Source organism: Ruegeria sp. YTSA064, assembly GCF_059610325.1.
This window is the reverse complement of the sequence record NZ_JBXWNK010000016.1, coordinates 34,899-53,472: the sequence shown is the minus strand read 5'-3', so window position 1 is coordinate 53,472 and position 18,574 is coordinate 34,899. Positions and strand designations below refer to the sequence as shown.

At 56.0% G+C, this 18,574-nt stretch carries 25 protein-coding genes; 15 read left to right on the top strand and 10 right to left on the bottom strand.

Features of this window, described 5'->3' with window-relative positions:
- Positions 1–37: 37 nt before the first annotated feature.
- Positions 38–910, bottom strand: coding sequence for a flagellar motor protein MotB (locus tag AC2FI7_RS20655; RefSeq protein ID WP_496816884.1), 873 nt, complete (start codon positions 908–910; stop codon positions 38–40).
- A gap of 83 nt (positions 911–993) precedes the next feature.
- Positions 994–2,337, bottom strand: a complete 1,344-nt coding sequence (locus tag AC2FI7_RS20650; protein ID WP_010442492.1) for a FliI/YscN family ATPase — start codon at positions 2,335–2,337, stop codon at positions 994–996.
- Positions 2,338–2,424: 87 nt separating this feature from the next.
- Between AC2FI7_RS20650 and AC2FI7_RS20645 the strand changes: the two genes are divergently transcribed.
- From AC2FI7_RS20645 to AC2FI7_RS20605, 9 genes are read left to right on the top strand one after another with little or no spacing between them, the layout of a single operon-like run.
- Entirely contained in the window at positions 2,425–2,811 is a 387-nt protein-coding gene (locus tag AC2FI7_RS20645; protein ID WP_496816883.1) for a FlgB family protein, read from the top strand.
- A gap of 11 nt (positions 2,812–2,822) precedes the next feature.
- Positions 2,823–3,209 carry a flagellar basal body rod protein FlgC gene (flgC, locus tag AC2FI7_RS20640; protein WP_010442494.1) on the top strand — a complete coding sequence of 129 codons (387 nt, stop codon included), beginning with the start codon at positions 2,823–2,825 and terminating at the stop codon, positions 3,207–3,209.
- A 12-nt stretch (positions 3,210–3,221) separates the two neighbouring features.
- Complete coding sequence (gene fliE / locus AC2FI7_RS20635; RefSeq protein ID WP_010442495.1) at positions 3,222–3,512, top strand: flagellar hook-basal body complex protein FliE; 291 nt, start codon at positions 3,222–3,224, stop codon at positions 3,510–3,512.
- 3 nt (positions 3,513–3,515) lie between these two features.
- Complete coding sequence (locus AC2FI7_RS20630) at positions 3,516–3,788, top strand: flagellar biosynthetic protein FliQ (RefSeq protein WP_010442496.1); 273 nt, start codon at positions 3,516–3,518, stop codon at positions 3,786–3,788.
- A complete protein-coding gene (locus tag AC2FI7_RS20625) occupies positions 3,788–4,498 on the top strand; it encodes a flagellar hook-basal body complex protein (protein ID WP_010442497.1) in 711 nt (236 codons plus the stop codon). Before AC2FI7_RS20630 ends, AC2FI7_RS20625 begins: the two co-directional genes overlap by 1 nt.
- 21 nt (positions 4,499–4,519) lie before the next feature.
- Entirely contained in the window at positions 4,520–5,305 is a 786-nt protein-coding gene (flgG, locus tag AC2FI7_RS20620) for a flagellar basal-body rod protein FlgG (RefSeq protein ID WP_010442498.1), read from the top strand.
- Positions 5,305–5,718: a flagellar basal body P-ring formation chaperone FlgA gene (gene flgA, locus AC2FI7_RS20615; RefSeq protein WP_010442499.1), complete on the top strand. Its 414-nt coding sequence runs from the start codon at positions 5,305–5,307 to the stop codon at positions 5,716–5,718. Before flgG ends, flgA begins: the two co-directional genes overlap by 1 nt.
- The gene (flgH, locus tag AC2FI7_RS20610; protein ID WP_010442500.1) at positions 5,718–6,449 is read left to right on the top strand and encodes a flagellar basal body L-ring protein FlgH; all 732 of its coding nucleotides are present in this window, start codon (positions 5,718–5,720) and stop codon (positions 6,447–6,449) included. The genes flgA and flgH overlap by 1 nt, the downstream gene beginning before the upstream one ends.
- A gap of 56 nt (positions 6,450–6,505) precedes the next feature.
- The gene (locus AC2FI7_RS20605; protein ID WP_238528822.1) at positions 6,506–6,955 is read left to right on the top strand and encodes a flagellar basal body-associated FliL family protein; all 450 of its coding nucleotides are present in this window, start codon (positions 6,506–6,508) and stop codon (positions 6,953–6,955) included.
- Positions 6,956–7,009: 54 nt separating this feature from the next.
- On the opposite strand, the gene AC2FI7_RS20600 is transcribed toward AC2FI7_RS20605, so the two are convergent.
- The 8 genes from AC2FI7_RS20600 to AC2FI7_RS20565 form a co-directional block, all read right to left on the bottom strand.
- Complete coding sequence (locus AC2FI7_RS20600; RefSeq protein WP_010442502.1) at positions 7,010–7,369, bottom strand: hypothetical protein; 360 nt, start codon at positions 7,367–7,369, stop codon at positions 7,010–7,012.
- Positions 7,369–8,454, bottom strand: a complete 1,086-nt coding sequence (gene flhB / locus AC2FI7_RS20595; RefSeq protein ID WP_496816882.1) for a flagellar type III secretion system protein FlhB — start codon at positions 8,452–8,454, stop codon at positions 7,369–7,371. The genes AC2FI7_RS20600 and flhB overlap by 1 nt, the downstream gene beginning before the upstream one ends.
- Positions 8,451–9,224 carry a flagellar biosynthetic protein FliR gene (locus AC2FI7_RS20590; RefSeq protein ID WP_496816881.1) on the bottom strand — a complete coding sequence of 258 codons (774 nt, stop codon included), beginning with the start codon at positions 9,222–9,224 and terminating at the stop codon, positions 8,451–8,453. Before AC2FI7_RS20590 ends, flhB begins: the two co-directional genes overlap by 4 nt.
- Positions 9,221–11,305 carry a flagellar biosynthesis protein FlhA gene (gene flhA / locus AC2FI7_RS20585; RefSeq protein WP_496816880.1) on the bottom strand — a complete coding sequence of 695 codons (2,085 nt, stop codon included), beginning with the start codon at positions 11,303–11,305 and terminating at the stop codon, positions 9,221–9,223. Before flhA ends, AC2FI7_RS20590 begins: the two co-directional genes overlap by 4 nt.
- A 9-nt stretch (positions 11,306–11,314) precedes the next feature.
- A complete protein-coding gene (locus tag AC2FI7_RS20580) occupies positions 11,315–11,992 on the bottom strand; it encodes a lytic transglycosylase domain-containing protein (RefSeq protein ID WP_010442506.1) in 678 nt (225 codons plus the stop codon).
- A gap of 72 nt (positions 11,993–12,064) precedes the next feature.
- Positions 12,065–12,493, bottom strand: a complete 429-nt coding sequence (locus AC2FI7_RS20575) for an Lrp/AsnC family transcriptional regulator (RefSeq protein WP_010442507.1) — start codon at positions 12,491–12,493, stop codon at positions 12,065–12,067.
- A 56-nt stretch (positions 12,494–12,549) separates the two neighbouring features.
- Complete coding sequence (locus AC2FI7_RS20570; RefSeq protein WP_010442508.1) at positions 12,550–13,869, bottom strand: MFS transporter; 1,320 nt, start codon at positions 13,867–13,869, stop codon at positions 12,550–12,552.
- 3 nt (positions 13,870–13,872) lie between these two features.
- Entirely contained in the window at positions 13,873–14,130 is a 258-nt protein-coding gene (locus AC2FI7_RS20565; protein WP_010442509.1) for a metal-sensing transcriptional repressor, read from the bottom strand.
- 133 nt (positions 14,131–14,263) lie between these two features.
- Here AC2FI7_RS20565 and AC2FI7_RS20560 point away from each other — a divergent pair, with 133 nt between their 5' ends.
- From AC2FI7_RS20560 to hpf, 6 genes are all read left to right on the top strand, one after another.
- A complete protein-coding gene (locus AC2FI7_RS20560; RefSeq protein WP_496833592.1) occupies positions 14,264–14,878 on the top strand; it encodes a ribonuclease D in 615 nt (204 codons plus the stop codon).
- Entirely contained in the window at positions 14,875–15,837 is a 963-nt protein-coding gene (locus tag AC2FI7_RS20555; RefSeq protein ID WP_010442511.1) for a KpsF/GutQ family sugar-phosphate isomerase, read from the top strand. The genes AC2FI7_RS20560 and AC2FI7_RS20555 overlap by 4 nt, the downstream gene beginning before the upstream one ends.
- A gap of 13 nt (positions 15,838–15,850) precedes the next feature.
- Positions 15,851–16,450, top strand: coding sequence for an LPS export ABC transporter periplasmic protein LptC (locus tag AC2FI7_RS20550; RefSeq protein WP_010442512.1), 600 nt, complete (start codon positions 15,851–15,853; stop codon positions 16,448–16,450).
- A gap of 3 nt (positions 16,451–16,453) precedes the next feature.
- Complete coding sequence (locus AC2FI7_RS20545) at positions 16,454–16,945, top strand: LptA/OstA family protein (protein WP_010442513.1); 492 nt, start codon at positions 16,454–16,456, stop codon at positions 16,943–16,945.
- Positions 16,945–17,703 (top strand): LPS export ABC transporter ATP-binding protein, encoded by a 759-nt coding sequence (gene lptB, locus AC2FI7_RS20540; protein WP_010442514.1) that lies wholly within the window; start codon positions 16,945–16,947, stop codon positions 17,701–17,703. Before AC2FI7_RS20545 ends, lptB begins: the two co-directional genes overlap by 1 nt.
- 252 nt (positions 17,704–17,955) lie before the next feature.
- Positions 17,956–18,519 (top strand): ribosome hibernation-promoting factor, HPF/YfiA family, encoded by a 564-nt coding sequence (gene hpf / locus AC2FI7_RS20535; RefSeq protein WP_010442515.1) that lies wholly within the window; start codon positions 17,956–17,958, stop codon positions 18,517–18,519.
- Positions 18,520–18,574: the final 55 nt, after the last annotated feature.

The following is an 18,574-nucleotide window of genomic DNA, read 5'->3' as shown; positions in this document are numbered from 1 at the left end:
TAATGCAACACGTACCGCACTGCCCCTTAACAGCGGACTAACACCTAAAATGCGTTCTATCCTTTGCCTCGCAGGGATTGCGCAGAAATATGATCTCGACCCGATCATTGCGGACCGCCATTGGGTTATTGACCGACAGTTCCCGGTCGGCATGCCCGGTCACACGGTCGAGCCGCGTTGGTTGGACCCCCTTGTTTTGCAGCAATTGACGGGTGCTTTGTGCACGTTCGGTTGAAAGATCCCAGACCGGATTATGCGCCACTACGACCGGTGCAGACCGCACATGACCTTCGACCGCTATTGCGTTTGTCACCAGATCAGAAGACCGTGCCACCAGCAGTGCCAGCGCGCGCATCATTTGCGTCGGCTTACCCGTACCCGATTCGAATAACGGTTGTTCATCTGTGGCGAACAGCTCAACCACCAGCCCTTCGTCGGTAACACGGGTTACGATATGCTTGAGCATCTTGTCAGACACGAGACTTTCGCCAGCGCGCCCGAGCAGTTGAGCCTCAAGCGACGAAAAATCTTCGAACGCGCCCGCATCACCGCTTTGGACGTCTACACCGGTTGAGCCGCGCGCCTGTTTCGCTTCAGTGGGGTGCCGATTGCTCGCACCAGAGCCATCCATCACCATGGTTTTTTCTGAGAACATGTTATCGCCGCCAAATGCACCATCGCCTCCGCCAGAAACCGGATTGACCGGGATCGTGGGCGAGAAATAGTCTGCCAGCCCTTTGCGTTGTGTCTCGGTCGTTGCATTTAGCAGCCACATCAACATGAAGAACGCCATCATGGCCGTCACAAAGTCGGCATACGCGACTTTCCACGCCCCACCGTGGTGGCCATCGCCACCCGACACACGTTTCTTCTTGATGATGATTGGCACCGCATTGGATTGCGCACCCATCTCCACCACCTTCTATTCACCCGTCTACCGGGGTAGCAGGGCAGGTCTTAAGGTGGGCTTAACACTTAAAACTGTTCGGAATTCTATGCCCGTTGAACTGGGTTCGCCACCGCGCGCCGCAAGATCAGAGACAGCCGGTTAAAGCTGTTGTCGATCCCGTCTGACTCAGCTTTGGCAAAGAAATCGTCCAACTCTTCGTGCACCCGAATCGCGCGGTCCAGCAATGGATCAGCCCCTTCGGCATAGAGGCCTGCTTTGATCATGACCTCGGACTGCTCATAGCTTCCGACTAGTTTCCGGGTTTCCGCGATCATTTCGTTTTCTTCAGCAGTGGCAGCGCGGGGCAGGCTGCGCGAAACCGACCGGCTGAGGTCGATTGCAGGAAATCGCCCCCGCTCTGCGATCTCGCGGCTCAGAACGATATGCCCGTCCAGTGCGCCGCGCAGAATATCAGCGATGGGCTCGTCCATGTCCGATCCGGCCACCAGAACGCTGAAGATAGCTGTGATATCTCCTTGTTCGGCAGTTCCAGGGCCTGCCCGTTCGCAAAGATTTGCGATCAGCGAAGTAACCGACGGCGGGAAGCCCCGTAACGACGGTGCCTCACCCATGGCGACTGCAATTTCTCGGTGTGCTTCGGCAAAGCGCGTGACCGAATCGGCCAGAAGCAGGACATTCATCCCCTGATCTCGCAGATGTTCCGCCACAGACATGGCCGACCACGCGCAGCGCCTGCGGGCAAGAGCGGATTGGTCCGAAGTGGCTGCCACAACAACCGATCGCTTCATGGCATCCGCGCCTAAGGCGGTCTCGACAAATTCGTTCACCTCGCGCCCGCGTTCCCCCACCAGAGCTACGACAACGGCATCGGCCTGCATCGCGCGGGCAAGGGTGGCCAGCAACGTAGATTTGCCAACGCCTGATCCGGCGAACAGACCGATCCTCTGGCCTTGAACAATGGGCAGCATTGTATTCAGAACCGCCAACCCGGTTTCCATGCGCGTACCAAGAGGTTTGCGCGCAACCGCAGTGGGTGGGGCCTGCATCAGATCGCGCTCGTGCACGCCCGCCAGCAACGGTTTGCCGTCTAGGGGCTTGCCGAACGGATCAACTACACGCCCCAGCCAATGCTGTCCGGGGGCGAATGCAGGCATCTGCTCCAATAGCACCAGATCACCCAAGCTCACCCCGTCAGGCGCGGCGCCGGGCAGCATCTGAATCTGATCTGCTTCGACATGCAAAACCTCACCTTGCAGCTCCGTTCCACTGCGCCTGCGCAGGGTCAGGTGATCGCCGATTCGAGCCCGATTGGCCAAACCGCTGATTTCAATCACGCCGCGGGCAACACCAGAGACGCGCCCAACGTGCCGCGCCGCAGACATCCTGTCGAATTCACATTTCAGGCGCATCGGATCGAGTTCGGACATCGTGGGGCCTCCAATTTGTTTCTGAAAACGGTTTCTAAAGGAATCGGGGTTAAGCCTTGATTGAAATTGATCGAGGGAGAAGCCCCGATGTTCTCTGACCTGAACGTCTTTAAAACAGCGTACGCAATGGCAACCCATGCCGGGCAACGGCAAGCTGTCATCTCGCGCAACATGGCCAACGCCGATACGCCGGGATACAAACCCCGCGATATTGAGGCCTTTCAGACAACATTTGAAAACACGGGCCAGGAGGTGGCGATGACTGCAACCCGTGCCGGCCATTTGCACAGAGATACGCACCAACAAGCCTGGGCCGAATATACGGCCACCGAAACAGGCGACCCAAACGGCAACGGTGTTTCACTGGAAGAAGAAATGCTGAAAGCCGTCGAGGTCAAACGACAGCATGATCGTGCCTTGGCGATCTACAAATCTTCAATCGGCGTACTGCGCACCAGCTTGGGTCGGGCGTAAGGGGGATCAGGATGAGCGACTTTTCCCATTCCCTGAGTGCGTCGGCGAGTGCTCTGCGGGCGCAAGCTGCGCGGCTACGTCACGTCTCTGAAAACATTTCGAACGCGGATACGCCGGGTTATCGGCGCAAAACAGTTCCGTTCGAGACGGTCGAGAGTAGTGGCAAAGAAATGGTGCGAACCGGGCAGGTCAAACTCGATCGCCGCGATCTAACCCAAATCTACGATCCCGGCCATCCGATGGCGGATGCAACCGGCTACTACCGCGGCTCCAACGTCGATTTGATGATCGAGATCGCCGACGCCCGTGAGGCGCAACGCAGCTACGAAGCCAATCTCAAGATGTTCGATCAGACCCGTCAGATGTCGTCGAGTTTGATGGACCTACTCCGTAAATAAAGGAAACCCAGAATGGATATCCGCTCAGTTATAGCCGCGCAGAACTATGCTGGCGCGCGTCCCGCAACGCAGGCCGATCCCGATCATCAAGGAGCCGCACAAGGCTTGCGCGCCACGTTTCAGGATTTTGCCGCAACGCTGAAACACAGCGAGCAGGTGGCGCAATCTTCGATGGTAGGGCAGGCCGATCCGCACGCTTTGGTTCAGGCATTGGCACAAACCGAACTTGCGGTGGAAACGGCTGTGATCGTCCGAAACAAAGTCGTTGAAGCCTATCAGGAAATCCTGCGGATGCCGGTCTGAACTATGCTGAGTGAAGGTCTGTTCTACGATATTGTCCGTCAGGCGCTCTGGGTTGCGGTCATCACGTCGGTTCCGATTTTGGCCGTGGCGCTGATTTCGGGCCTTACCGTGGGTCTGTTCCAAGCGCTGACCTCGGTGCAGGAGATGACGCTGACCTTCGTGCCCAAACTGATCGCCATCGTCGTCGTTTTTTGGATGTCGATGGGGTTCATGACCCAGACCCTTGTCACCTTCTTCATCGGGACGCTGATCCCGCTTATCGCCGGAGGCCGCTGATGGACACCGCCTATGTCACACTATCCCGCCAATCTGGCCTAATGAACGAGATGAGGCTGGTCGCCAACAACATCGCCAATGCCAACACGACCGGTTATCGCCAGCAGGGATTGGTGTTTTCAGAGTTTGTTCGGGATTTGCCAGGCCATCCCTCGCTGTCGCTCAGCCGCGCCCAAGTGCGAAACACCTCGTTGCAACAAGGCGTTCTGACCGAAACGGGTGGCTCGTTTGATTTCGCCATCGAAGGTGACGGGTTCTTCATGATCGAAACACCAGCGGGAAATCGTCTGACCCGGGCAGGCAGTTTCTCTCCGAGCGCCGAGGGCGACTTGCTAACAATGGATGGATATCGCGTTTTGGATAGTAATGGCGCGCCGGTCTTTGTTCCGCCGGATGCTGCAACGATCGATGTTGGCAGCGATGGTACTCTAAGTGCCAACGGACAACTGTTGGGTCAGATCGGGGTCTATAATGTTGCGAACCCAGAAAATCTGGTGCGCGAGGGTAAAACACATTTTCGACCCACTGGGCAGATTGATCTGGTCGATGAACCGATTGTGCTGCACCGTTTTATCGAAGGCTCAAACGTCAATGCCATCGGTCAAGTCACACGAATGATCGAGGTTCAACGGGCGTATGAACTTGGGCAGAGCTTTCTCGAGGCCGAGGACGAACGTGTTCGCGGGGCGCTCAAAGCGCTGATGCGCTGATCACCTGAAGGAGAAATTCAAATGCGTGCTTTGAAAATAGCGGCAACAGGCATGACCGCGCAGCAAATGCGGGTCGAGACGATCTCGAACAACCTCGCGAACATGAATACAACGGGCTACAACACGCGCCGGGCCGAGTTTGCCGACTTACATTATCAACAGATGGCGCGTGCCGGTGCCGTGAATGCCTCTGACGGGACGGTTCTTCCGACGGGAATCCAACTGGGGTTGGGCGTACGGCCTGCCGCGGTCACGGTGCAGTTGGAACAAGGCGGGCTTTCGGCAACCGGCAGTGATCTGGATGTCGCAATCGAGGGGCGCGGTTATCTTGAGGTGACATTGCCCAATGGCCAGTCTGCCTTTACCCGTGACGGCAGTCTGAAACGATCAGCCGAGGGGCTGATTGTAACATCCGACGGGTTCGCAGTCGCCCCAGAAGTCACCATTCCAGACGATGCCAGATCGATCTCGATCAACGCCGCAGGCGAGGTCTATGCCTATTTTGACGATACCGCTGAGGGCCAGTTGTTGGGAGAATTTACACTGGCCAGCTTTTCGAACGCCAAAGGTCTTGAGGCCGTAGGCAGTAATCTTTTCAAGGAGACTGAAGCTTCGGGCGCTTCGGTTGTCGGGACGCCGGGCGAGGACGGGCTGGGAACCCTGCGGCAGGGCTATCTTGAGGACAGTTCGGTCGACGCGGTGCGTGAAGTCACGGAGCTGATCGAAGCCCAGCGCGGTTACGAGATGAACGCCAAGGTTATTTCCGCCGTCGATCAGATGATGGGCGCAACCGCGCAGGTGCGGTGATGCGGTTTCTGATCCTGATCCTGTGTCTGACGCCATTCGCAAGCATGGCCGAGATTGTCGTACCGATACGGACGATCCGCGCCAAAGAGGTGATAGTTGCATCTGATCTGGAGATCAAAGCTATCGAGGTCAAAGGAGCGGTTCGCAACACCGAGATGTTGGTCGGTCAGGAGGCACGTGTTGCGCTTTATCCTGGCCGGCCAATTCGCCCCGGTGATATCGGCCCGCCAGCCGTCGTGGACCGAAACGATCTGGTCACGCTGGTTTTCGATCACGTCGCGCTGTCAATCACCGCTGAAGGTCGTGCCTTGGGTCGGGGTGCAGTCGGAGAGCGCATTCGCGTTATGAACCTGGCGTCCCGCACCACTGTAGAGGGCGTTATCCGCCCGGATGGTCAAATCGAGGTCAATTAATGCCAAGCCTTTCTAAATCCCTGTTGTTTGTCGTTCTAAGTGTCTCGGCCTGCGGCCGTCTGGACCATCTGGGTAAACCGCCGAGCCTAACGCCAAACACTGAATCGCCCGAGCATGTCGCGATGCTGTGGCCGGGGCTTCCCTTGCATAGCCAGCCGCGGCGCACGGTCGACCAATCCTCGTTGTGGAGCGGTGGACAGCATTCGCTGCTGGGGGATCAGCGGGCAATGAAAAAGGGTGACATTCTGACCGTCGTGATCGAATTGGATGAAAAGGCGGAGATATCCAACGATACCAACCGCTCACGCGCCGGATCGGAAAGCCTTGCCGTCCCCGATCTGTTTGGATTGCCCCAGCGCGCGGGCGAACGGCTGCCAGAAGGGGCGTCACTTGATGAGGCTGTGTCGATTGACTCGGCTTCCGTCAGCAAAGGCAAGGGGTCGGTCAAACGCAAAGAAAAGCTGACCTTGCGGGTGGCGGCAACAGTTACCGACGTACTCCCCAACGGGGTGCTCTCGATCTCGGGCTCGCAGGAGCTGCGGGTGAATTTTGAACTTCGTGAACTGCTGGTATCGGGCTATGTCCGCCCCGAAGATATCTCGCGCCAGAATGAAATCACTTATGACAAAATCGCTTCTGCGCGTGTCTCTTATGGTGGCCGGGGTCAGATTACGGATGTGCAGCAGCCACGCTATGGCCAGCAAATCCTGGACACTTTGTTGCCGTTCTGAGGGTTAGGTTTATGGGGAAACTGTTACCAATTGTTTTTCTGGTGGTGGGCTTGGCCATGGGCATCGGGGCCAGGATGGCATTCGCGCCCGCAGAGAAAATTACTGATAAAGCTGATGTTGAAAATAAACCGGCAAAGGGAAGGGATATGAAATCCGACCCCGGAAAAGATGATGCGCCAGCAACTCATGAATATCTGAAACTCACCAAACAATTCGTGGTTCCTGTAGTTGCCGAGGACGAGATTTCAGCATTGGTCACCATGTCTCTTAGCCTTGAAGTGCGTCCCGGGATGGCCGAGGCGTTTTACGAGATCGAGCCCAAATTGAGAGACCGTTTCCTGCAGGTCCTTTTTGATCACGCCAATACTGGCGGCTTCGACGGGGCCTTTACACACTCTGACAACCTTGCTGCATTGCGTACGGCATTGTTGGAAGTGGCTAAAAAGGATCTGGGGCAGGATGTATCGCAGGTTCTGATTATGAGCGTCAGCCGTCAGGATACCTAAACAGCATTGCTTGGAGGCTGTCCAAGCTCCCCCTTGCCGATACCCTGTTTTAAGTTAGCGCCACCTGTGCTTATGCAGCCGATGTGTCAGTTCTGCGACGGCCTGTTTTCGCCCAAACGCGTCGCGCAAGTTGTCTATCGCAGCAAGTTTTTGCGAACGTAGTTTTGCTAACTCGATATTCAGATCTCGTCGTGTGGATTCTTCCCAACTGTGCCAAACGAGGTCCGCTCCGGTAATCTGATAGCCCTTGGTCAGTGAGTTCTCAGACTTCACTTCGACCGATTGAGCCTGAAGGAGGGACAATTGCCGAAGTATTTTGGCCTCATGTTGCAGCAAAGGGCCGAGCTTTTGGTGTTCTCGCTGAAATACCGCTTCGGCCACACTCGATAGACTTTCTATGTGATCTCGTTTCATCAGACCTGGCCCTTTGCCTTTTTGCGCATGGATTCGGCAAACCGAATAGCTGCAGCGACCGGGCGATAATATTCTTCGGTAATCTCCTGTCCGATCTCGACCGTGGCGTGTATCGCCCTCGCAGTCGGCGGGTCAGAGTGAATAGGCACGCCTGCCGCCCCGGCGGTTGAGCGAATGGTCGCAGCGATTTCGTCAACACCTTTTGCAACGCAGACCGGCGCGCTGCCGGTCGCGCGAGACCACTTCAAAGCAACGGCAAAATGGGTCGGGTTGACGATCACAACATCGGCTTTGGGAACCTCTGCCATCATCTGATTGGTTGCAATGTCCTGTGCGCGCTGGCGCCGTTGTTGTTTGATATGCGGATCACCTTCGGAATCTTTGGTCTCGTCCTGGATTTCCTTGCGCGACATTCTGTTTTTGCGCAGGTGTTCTGCATGCTGCCACAGATAATCGACAACGCCGATCGCCAATGCAATCGTGATGACGATGAACAGAAAACGTGTGAGCAAACTCATCATCAATAAGATTGAGGATCGTGCGGGCGTCGCGCTCGCAGTTAGAATCTCAGGCAAATTGGCGCGTAAAAACAGGGCTAGGCAAGTGCCGTAAATCAATAATTTCACAAAGCTTTTGGCAAATTCGAAAAGGCCGCCCCGGCCAAATTTGTTCTTTGCATTCGAAATGATCGAGATCCGCGAGATGCGTGGTTTCAATTTGTCCGGGGCAAAAATCAGTGCGCGTTGTGCAATGAGGCTGAGCAATACTGCGGCAGCCGGTAAAACGAACAACACTGCGATCGGGGTCAGTGTCGATTTCAGAATACTAGCGACTGTGGAGGTGGCTGGACCGACGGTCACCAAACCTGCGAATTGGTCTGACTGGTCGATCAGCACTAATAACAGATTACCAAGTTGTTCAGCCATATACGGGCCTGCGGCCAATAGTACGGCGAGCAAACCAGCATATGCGGCGACCACCGACAGGTCATTGGATTTTGCGATTTCACCCTTTTTGCGGGCTTTTTCAAGCTTTTGTGGTGTGGCCTCAAATGACTTGTCGCTGTCGTCGTCCGATGCGCTCATCGCAGACCTCGCAGCGGGTTTTGAAGAAAGTCGAACAACGTGTCAGACCAGGTTGACAGGATAAATGGGACCCCTGCGAACAGCAGGAACAAGCCCGCGAATGTAATTGCCGGAGCACCAACAAACGCGACCATGAGTTGCGGCATTGCCCGGTTGATCACACCGAGGGCGAGGTTGTAGATCAGCGATGCAATGACGAATGGCATTGCCAACGCGAACGCCAACCCAAAGCTACGCGCAATTTGTGTGACGCCCCAAGGTGAAAGGTCGGGTGCCGCTGGCAGAACCCCCATGGGGAATAGCATGTAACTGTTAATCATGAATTGTGCGGCGCGGATATGCAGGCCCAACAACATTGCCAGCGCCAACCCGGCCAATGTCAGCAGATAACCCATGGCCGGGACGGGCTCGGTAGCCGCGCCGCCCAGAATCTGCGACAGTGACGTAGCTTGCGCCGCAATCGACCCAGCTGTTTGCAGGGCAAGCACAAACAAGCGCAACCCGATGCCGAGCATAAGGCCAATCAGGATTTCAATGCCGATCAAACCTGTCATGTTGGGCGCATCCGGGACTATTTCCGCGGAAGGGATCGCGGGCACGATAATCAGCGTGAATGCGACCGCGACCCCAAGTTTTACCCGCGTCGGAATGCTGCGCTCACCGAATGCGGGTAACAGAGAAACCAAGGCAGATACGCGAAGAAACACGGCGAACAGATGCCACAGGTTTTGCCCAAGAAGCGGCAAAAGCTCTGCCGGGGCTGAACTCACGCGGATACCGTTCCGACCAAGGCCGGCCTCGCCTCCAGCCCGATTTCTTCAAAAGACAGAACAGGGTTTGCAACGCCGCGTGCTTGCATGATGGTTCTAAGTAATCGGCGACGCCGGGTCGAGGTGACAACAGCTGGGAACAAGCCGCGATCGGCAGATTGCGCAATGCTGTTTACGACCGCATCAGCGAGCTTGTTGAACAGATTTGGTGGCAGTGCCACATCCAACCCGGCATTCGGGGCGTCGATCTGGTAGGTGGCGAAAGTGTCCTCCCACTCGGGGGCTAGCTGGATCAATGGGATCGATCCGTCCTCGCGCTTCATGTCAGAGACCAACTGAAAACCCAACCGCTGTCTAACCAATTCGCAAATCCCTGCGGGCTGAGTTGTGGTCAGGCGCGCTTCGGCCACGCTTTCAAGGATCAGTGCCATGTTGCGGATCGAGACCCGCTCATCAAGCAACAGCCGCAGGACTGCATGCAGTGTGTCGATTGGCACTTTGTCGGGGATCAGTTCGTCCAGCAACTTGCGGTTGGCCTCTGCCCGAGTCGGATCGCTGAGCCGCGTCATCTCGGACAACAGGCGGCGTAGGGATTTCAGATTCAGCAAGCGTGAGAAATTCTGTTTGATGATCTCAAGCAGATGGGTCGCAAGGATTTCCGGGGGGGTGACGATTGTAGCCCCATTGAGTGCTGCGACCTCCTGATCTTTGGGTAATATCCAGCGTGCAGGAGCGCCATAAACGGGTTCAGTCACGTCCGTGCCGTCGGGTAGAAAATCGTGCCCTTCTTGCACCAGAGCAAGCACAAGTTCAGAGTTTAGAACACCACGTGCCTGTTCAACCCCCTGCACTTTGATCACGTAGGTGCCCGTCGGCAGGTCCGCGCGGTCGGTCAGGCGTATCTCGGGCAGGATCAGGCCAAAGCTAGAAGCGACATAGGTCCGCATATTGGCGATCCGTGCATCTAGGCCGGTACCAGGATTCAACACCATGCTGACAAGGTCAGGTGCGAATTCAAGATGTACATCATCAAGGTCCAGGATGTCTCCGATGGCTTGCGAGACCGGTGTGTCAGCATCGACCACTTGCGGTTCGGTCTCGGCTTCTTCGCTTCGTTTACGGATACCGGAGTAGGCGGCATAGCCCAAAACCCCCGCCCCCAGAATAAAGGGCAGAAATGGCAAGCCGGGAACCAACGCAAACAGAGCCATCAGAACTGCAACCGTCCCCAACGCTGCCGGGTGGCGTCCAAGCTGCGAGAATATCGCGTTGTCAGTCGCGCCTTGCGTACCGCCGCGTGCCAGCAGCAAAGCCGAGGCGATCGATATGATCACCGCTGGAATCTGCGAGACCAACCCATCGCCAACAGTCAGGATGGCATAGGTCTCAAAGGCCGATGTGACTGGCATCCCATGCACGATAACACCCATGACCAGCCCCATCACGAGGTTAAGCAGCGTGATCAGCAGCCCGGCGATGGCGTCACCTTTGACGAATTTTGACGCCCCGTCGAGCGAGCCAAAAAAGGTGGTTTCCTGTTGTTCGCGTTCACGCCGTTCTTTGGCTTGCTGGTGGTCGATAGCTCCGGCGGACATGTCACTGTCGATGGCAAGCTGTTTGCCGGGCATTCCGTCCAGTGCGAACCGAGCGCCGACTTCGGCCATGCGTGCCGCACCCTTGGTAATGACCATGAAGTTCACGATCAAAAGCACGCCAAACACCACCAGCCCCAGAAATATGCTGCCGCTCATGACGAATTGGGCAAAGCCCTCGATCACGTCGCCAGCCGCATTGGTGCCAGTATGCCCCTGCCCAATAATCAGCTTGGTCGAGGACACGTTCAGCGACAAACGCAGCATCAGTGAGGCCAGCAGAATTGTCGGGAAGGATGAAAAATCCAAAGGCCGCTCAATGAACAATGTCAGGGTGAAGATCAGGATCGCCAGTGCAAATGAGGCGGCCAACCCCACATCTAGCACCCAGGCGGGCATTGGCAGGATCATCATGACGATGACCGCCATCAACGCTAATGCCAGTAGAATGGTCGGAGAGAACAAGGTGCGGGGATCGATACGGGGCACGGTCTGCTCCTAGTTGAATGTAATGAAGGCGGTGGCGGTGGTGGTTTCGGGTACCAGAGACCCCAGCGCTTTCTGTTCGGCCGGATGTACGCTCAAGGGTATGAGCGGAGCTGCCGCAGCTGTGAATGGATCGCGCCGACTGACTAGGGGTGATCCGTTCAATTGCGCCAATACAGTTTGAAAGCGGTCTGAATACGCCGCTGCGTGCCGACGGGTCCGCGAATGGTAGGCTCCGGCGGCAGCTGGCCATGATCCAAGCTCCGCATAGAGCTGGGACAGAAACCGGGCTGCGTAGGCGGCGTTTTCATCCGGATCGAACATTGCATCGATCGAGCGGAAGGCCTTGCCGTGCCAGCGGTAATTGATCTGGAAGCATCCCACATCAAAACTGCGAGTGCCAGATTTGAAGATGTCGAACACGTAGGACTTTGCTTCGACTTCAGAGGCGAACCAATAGCCTTGCCCATCGCGATTGACGGTCCAGGGCCAGGGTTCCAGTCTGCCGTCCAGTGTACGGCCTGTTTCGACCCGAGCAATTGCCCTGAGGACGTCAAGAGGAACGCCCTCGGACTGAGCTGCGCGGCGCGCGGCGTGATCGCACAGCGCGGCTGTCGATGTTGCATGTCCGGCGTGGGCCAGAAAGTTATGCGCCAGAAGTGCAGCAACGAGAAGTTTATGAATTGGCATTCTGTTGGTCCGGGATTCTGGTCAGTCCCGCTCAAGCTAGCCAATTATCTGTTTACAGAGGGTTAGCGCATCTCAGTTTCGATCAATTTTGCGGCCGAAAACAACGCTGGTGTTGGTGCGCAAAACACCGGGGACGCGCGCGAGCTCGTCAACCAAAATATCAAGGTCTTCGATTCGCGGGGCTTCGGCTGACAGCAACAGGTCAAACTCACCATTGATCGACAAGCAGAGCTTCACCTCGGGATAGGCTTCAAGCCGTTTGATGATGCGTGTGGTTTCCTTTTGCTGCACTTCTAGCAGTACAACGATCTGTACCTTCGGTGTGTCTTCGTTTTCTCGCAGCACGACGGAGTAACCAGCAATGACACCTCGCTCTTCCATGCGGTTAATGCGTTCATGCACAGTTGTCCGGGCAACACCCAGCATTGCCGCGATGCGCGTAGTCGAGTCGCGCGCGTTATGCTGGAGAGCGGCGATGATGCGTCGGTCAAGCTGGTCCATGCGGTCTCCGGGATGAGGCAGATGTGTCCGGGTTTAGGGTAGATGCCGGGCAAAGCTCAAGGTTCAAGAGGAATACGAGGGTGCAACTCGTCAATGATGATCGGATGGGCATGCGGTTTGGGTCCTGCGAGATGTGGATGATCCGGCGGCAGTTCCGGATGGTTGTGGACCACAGATTTTGCGTCGGTGCGAGGCCAAACCCTTATCACGAAGATAAGGCCCAAAACGGCAGCGGTGGCCATTCCGGCCATGGCGACCGTCGAACCAAACCAGGTCATCAGCGACCCGGCCAACGGATACAGCACCAGCCAGCAGGCATGAGACAGTGTGAATTGAGCGGCGAAGACTGCCGGGCGATCTTCGGGATGTGCAGATCGGGTCAGCAGGCGACCCGATGGTGTCAGAGTGCTAGAATATCCAAAGCCAACCAGTATCCAGATCGCAGTCAGCACGCCCAGCGTCATCGGTATGGTTGCGGCCAGAATAGCGGCCACCGCCATTGTTCCGGTTGCCATTGTGGCACCACTCAGCATGACACGACGATCAGGGATCCGATCCAGCAGGCGTGGCAGCGCGAACGCAGCCAACATCGAACCACCACCAAAACCGGCCAGTGCAATGGCAACAGCGCTTTCAGACAGGTCGAGATCACCACGCACGATCACGACGGTATTAACGATCACCATCGAACTAAGGGCCGCTGCGCTCCAGCTCAGAGCCAACAGGCCACGTAGGCGCGGGGTCTTGAGGTATATTCTGATACCACGGGTGGTTCGGTCATAGATGCCGCGTGGTTCTTTCGGTTTTGGGGAAGGCAGTGTTGCAGACACCACAAGCAGGGCGGAAGCGACAAAGCCAATACTGGTGCCCAGGAACAGACTGTCGAAACTGACGATCAATAAGAGTGCGGCGGCCAGTATCGGGCTTAGAAGACTTTCCAGATCGTATGCCAGACGCGACAGAGACAGGGCTTTGGTATAGTCCTGTTCGTCTGTCAGAACTTCAGGAATCGTCGCCTGAAAGGCCGGAGTGAACCCGGCAGAAGCCGATTGCAGGACAAAGATCAGCACATAGACCTGCCAAATTTCAGTGACGAATGGCAAACACAGAGCGACGATTGCACGCACAATGTCCAATGCCACAAGCATTCTACGCCGGTCCAAACGTTCGGCAAAGGCTGCGGCAAGAGGAGCCACAGTGACATAGGCTACCATCTTTATGGTTAGCGCGGTGCCTAGAACCAACCCTGCTGAATCTCCGGCCAGATCAAATGCTAAAAGCCCCAGCGCCACTGTCGCCAGACCGGTGCCTGTCAGGGCCACAATCTGGGCAGCCAGCAGATGCCGATAGGTGCGATTTGTCAGGACGCTGAGCATTGGTCAGAGGTACTTGGTTATAGTTTTGAAGTCTTCGATGGCAGTCTGATCTGCTTCACCAGACAGGCAGTGATCAACATGATCATGGATCAGCACGCGCTTGGCGTTGGTGATAGCTTTCTCCACCGCAAAAAGCTGCTGAGCGATGTCAGCGCAGGGGGCTTCAGCTTCTAGCATGGTGATCACCTTGGCCAAATGCCCGTGCGCGCGTTTCAGGCGCGCGGTGATCTGCGGGTGAGAATTATGGGTATGGGATGTCATGGTGTATCCTTATCCCCCCCATGGGGTTATTGTCAAGTTGGTCGCGATGCTGTAACTACGCGCGCGCCGAGGACGTTGAGTTTGGCTGCGAAACCTCCTATCTCGGGGTCGAGACCGCACAAAGGAAGTCGGCGTGGCGAATTATCTGTATAAAAACGATCTGCCCGAAGGGTTGAATATGGGCCCAGTCGTGGCCATCGATTGCGAAACCATGGGGCTGAACCCGCATCGGGACCGGCTGTGTGTCATCCAGATGTCGGGTGGGGATGGAAACTGTCACATCGTTCAGGTCGAAAAGGGTCAATCATCAGCCCCGAACCTCTGTGCGATGCTTGAAGACCCCAATGTGTTGAAGCTGTTCCATTTTGGCCGCTTCGATATTGCAGCCATGTATCACGCGTTCGGTGCGCTTGCAGCGCCGGTCTATTGCACCAAGATCGCCAGCCGGTTGGTGCGTACCTACACCGACCGCCATGGCCTGAAGAACCTGTGTCAGGAACTGCTGGGTGTCGATATTTCGAAACAGCAGCAAATGAGCGATTGGGGTGCGGAAACCCTGACGGATGCTCAGCTGGACTATGCTGCATCGGATGTATTGTATCTGCACCGTCTGCGCGACGCGCTGGGCGGTCGGCTTGCCCGTGAAGACCGTACCGAGGTGGCACAGGCCTGTTTTGATTTCCTACCCACGCGTGCGAAGCTTGACCTCGCAGGCTGGCCCGAAACTGATATTTTTGCGCACTCATGACAGATACTGAGTCCTTTTTGAAAACTGCACGCCAGGTCATCACCGATGAGGCCCGTGCCTTGGACGTCCTTGCCGAAGGCTTGGACGAGCATTTTGCCGAAGCTGTGCAGCTGATCCTGCAGGCCACAGGCCGCATCATCATCAGCGGTATCGGCAAATCCGGGCATATCGGCCACAAGATCGCGGCGACCTTGGCTAGTACCGGTACGCCAGCCTATTTCGTCCACCCGGCCGAGGCCAGCCACGGTGATTTGGGCATGGTCTCGAAAGGGGATGTGGTTCTGGCTATCTCGAACTCAGGTGAAGCGCCGGAACTTGCCAATCTGCTGGCCTTTACGCGGCGCTTTGGAATTCCGCTGATTGGTCTGTCCAGCAAACCCGAAAGCACGCTGATGAAGCAGGCTGACGTGCACCTGCTTATTCCATCGATGGGAGAGGCCTGCGGCTTTGGTATGGTTCCCTCGATCTCGACCACTCTGACGTTGGCGATGGGTGACGCTTTGGCAATCGCGTTGATGAAATACCGAGATTTCAGGCCCGAGGATTTTCGTGCCTACCACCCAGGAGGCAAACTGGGGGCGCAATTATCTACCGTGCGCGATTTGATGCACAAAGATATGCCTCTGGTAACTGCCGGTACTCCGATGAGCGAGGCACTGCTGGTTATGAGCCAGAAGAGCTTTGGGGTCGTTGGCGTTACTGATGAGGCCGGCTGTTTGCTGGGCATTATCACGGATGGTGACCTGCGTCGGAACATGGACGGGCTACTGAACAAAAACACCACAGAGGTAATGACCGAAAATCCTCTGACCATCGCGCCAAACGCAATGGCAGAAGAGGCGGTTTCGATCATGAATGATCGCAAGATCACTTCTCTTTTTGTGGTGGATCCCGAGACCAATGGTCCGACATCGGGGCTGTTGCATATCCACGACTGTCTGCGTGTAGGGCTGGGTTAAGGAAGTGGCCGAGGTGGATCGCCATTCCCGTTGGGTGCAGTTTCTGAAAGTTCTGCTACCACTGGCGGCGATTCTTATATTGTCCTCTGTGTTTTTGCTGTCCCGCAGCATCGAAACCAATGTGTCGGCGCCCTTCAGTGATCAGGATATTGGAGAGCGACTGACAGATCAGGTCGTTACCCGCCCCGACTACAAAGGCGTAACCCGCAAGGGCGAAGGGATTCGGGTCGAAGCTCGTCGTGCCAGCCAAAGTGGTGAACTAGAAACCCCAACGGCTTCTGAGGTTCAGGGGCGATTTGAGTTGAGCAGCGGTGGCGTGATTACACTTGAATCGAATACGGGCATGATCCGGCCAGATAAGGGCACCGCGACATTTGTGGGCGATGTAGTCATCACGACGGCGGATGGTATTAAGGTAACGACTGACCTTTTGAATACATCTTTGGATGAAATCCGCGGCGACAGCCCAGGTCAGATTGACGGAACGGGTCCGATTGGCGACTTTACTGCAGGACGAATGATTTTTGGGACTGTAAAAAAGGACGGTCCGGTCCATATTCTTTTTACAGGCGGCGTGAAGCTGATATACGAGCCGCAAAAAGCAGAAAGATAACTTGTGTTCGATTTACGTGTCGCCGTTTTGTGTTGTGCCATCGCAGTTGGGGCCACGCCTGCATTTGCGCAGGAGGCTCAGGTGGCATTTGGATCGGTCAACGCTGACCCGACCCTGCCGGTTGAAGTCACGTCCGAGACTCTGAACGTAAATCAGGAAGACGGCTCTGCCGAGTTTATCGGCAACGTGATCGTCATACAGGGTGAAATGCGCCTGACCGCAGATCGCGTTCTTGTCATCTATAACGAAGAACGTTCGGCCATTGATCGGATGGAAGCGACCGAAAATGTCGTTCTGGTCAGTCCACCTGACGCTGCCGAAGGTGATTGGGCGGAATACACCATCGATTCCGGTGTGATCGAAATGAAGGGCAATGTGCTGCTGACTCAGGGGCCCAGCATTATCAGTGGTGATCAGATGATCGCAAATCTGACGTCCGGAACCGCAACGATGTCGGGGCGCGTCAAGACGATCCTGCAGCAAGGTGGCAACTGATGAACCGTCCCGAATTGTCCATCGCTGAAGGCTCTTCCGGTCTGAAAATCGAGAAGCTGCGGAAGTCTTATCGCAAGAAGACAGTCATCCGTGACGTGTCTATGGAGCTGAACCGATCTGAGGTCGTGGCGCTGCTGGGGCCGAATGGATCGGGCAAGACCACCACGTTTTATTCCGTCGCAGGTCTGGTTTTTCCTGAAGCAGGTACCGTGATCATTGACGGGCAGAACGTCACGACCCTGCCAATGTATCGCCGTGCGCGGTTGGGTATCGGTTATCTTCCACAGGAGATGTCAATTTTCCGCGGAATGAGTGTCGAGGACAATATCGCCTCGGTTCTGGATATCACGGTCAAACACGCTCATCGCCGGAAAGAGCGGCTTGAAGAGCTGCTATCGGATTTCTCGATCGAACACCTGCGCCGCGCGCCTGCGCTTGCTCTCTCTGGTGGTGAGCGGCGCCGGGTTGAGATCGCGCGCTGTTTGGCTGCCGATCCGAAATATTTGCTGTTGGACGAGCCCTTTGCCGGGGTCGATCCGATCAGTGTCGGCGATATTCGACATTTGGTCGCTGATCTGAAGAAACGGGGTATCGGGGTTTTGATCACGGATCACAACGTGCGGGAAACGCTGGAAATTGTGGATCGCGCCTATATTCTGCATGATGGTCAAGTTCTGATGTCCGGCACCCCAGACGAGGTAGTGGAAAACGAAAATGTGCGCCGGGTCTATCTGGGCGAAAACTTCCGTATTTCATAAGTTTACGCGGAAATGCGCCGGGCGCATGGCGGAAATCTCGCATAAACACATCTGTTTTGATTGACTCTCCCGCCGTCCCTTGCATCAATTGGGTCATGGCATTGCTTCGGTTCCAGTCAGGATCTCGATGTCCCTTCTTGGAAGGGCAGGATCAGCGGCAACCGCAGAAAATGCCGATACCCCCCACCCGATAAAAACAAGTCAGTCGCGTTACGCGGCGTCAGAATGGGTGTGAATTGTGAAGGAGATCACATGCGTTACCAAATCAGCGGAAAACAGATCGACATCGGTGCGGCGCTGCAGACCCACGTGCAGACCGAACTGGGCGAGGTCGTGGGCAAGTACGCCCAGCGACCGACTGACGCCAACGTCGTCTTTTCCCGTTCGGCGCATGAATATGTATGCGAAACCACTGTGCATCTGTCGACTGGCCTGACCGCTCAGGCCAAGGCTCATGCGACCGAGATTTATGCGGCGTTTGAAGGCTGCTGTGACAAGATGGAGACACAACTGCGGCGTTACAAACGGCGCCTCAAAGACCACCATAAGGATCGATCCGAGCCGGTTGAACTCTTTGGCGCGTCCTCTTATATCCTCGCCTCTGACGAATCGAACACGGCGGATGAACCCGAATCGCTGCAGCCGATGATTGTGGCTGAGATGGAGACCAAGATCCCATCGCTCAGTGTGGGTGAAGCTGTTATGCAAATGGAACTTGCCGGTGCCCCGGTGCTGGTGTTCCGGAATGAGAACAAGGACGGATTGAATGTCGTATATCGTCGTGAGGACGGCAATATTGGCTGGATTGATCCGTAACAGGCAAGAATAGTCGGAACGCCCCCTCGCAGAGGGGGCACGGCTTAGGAGCAGA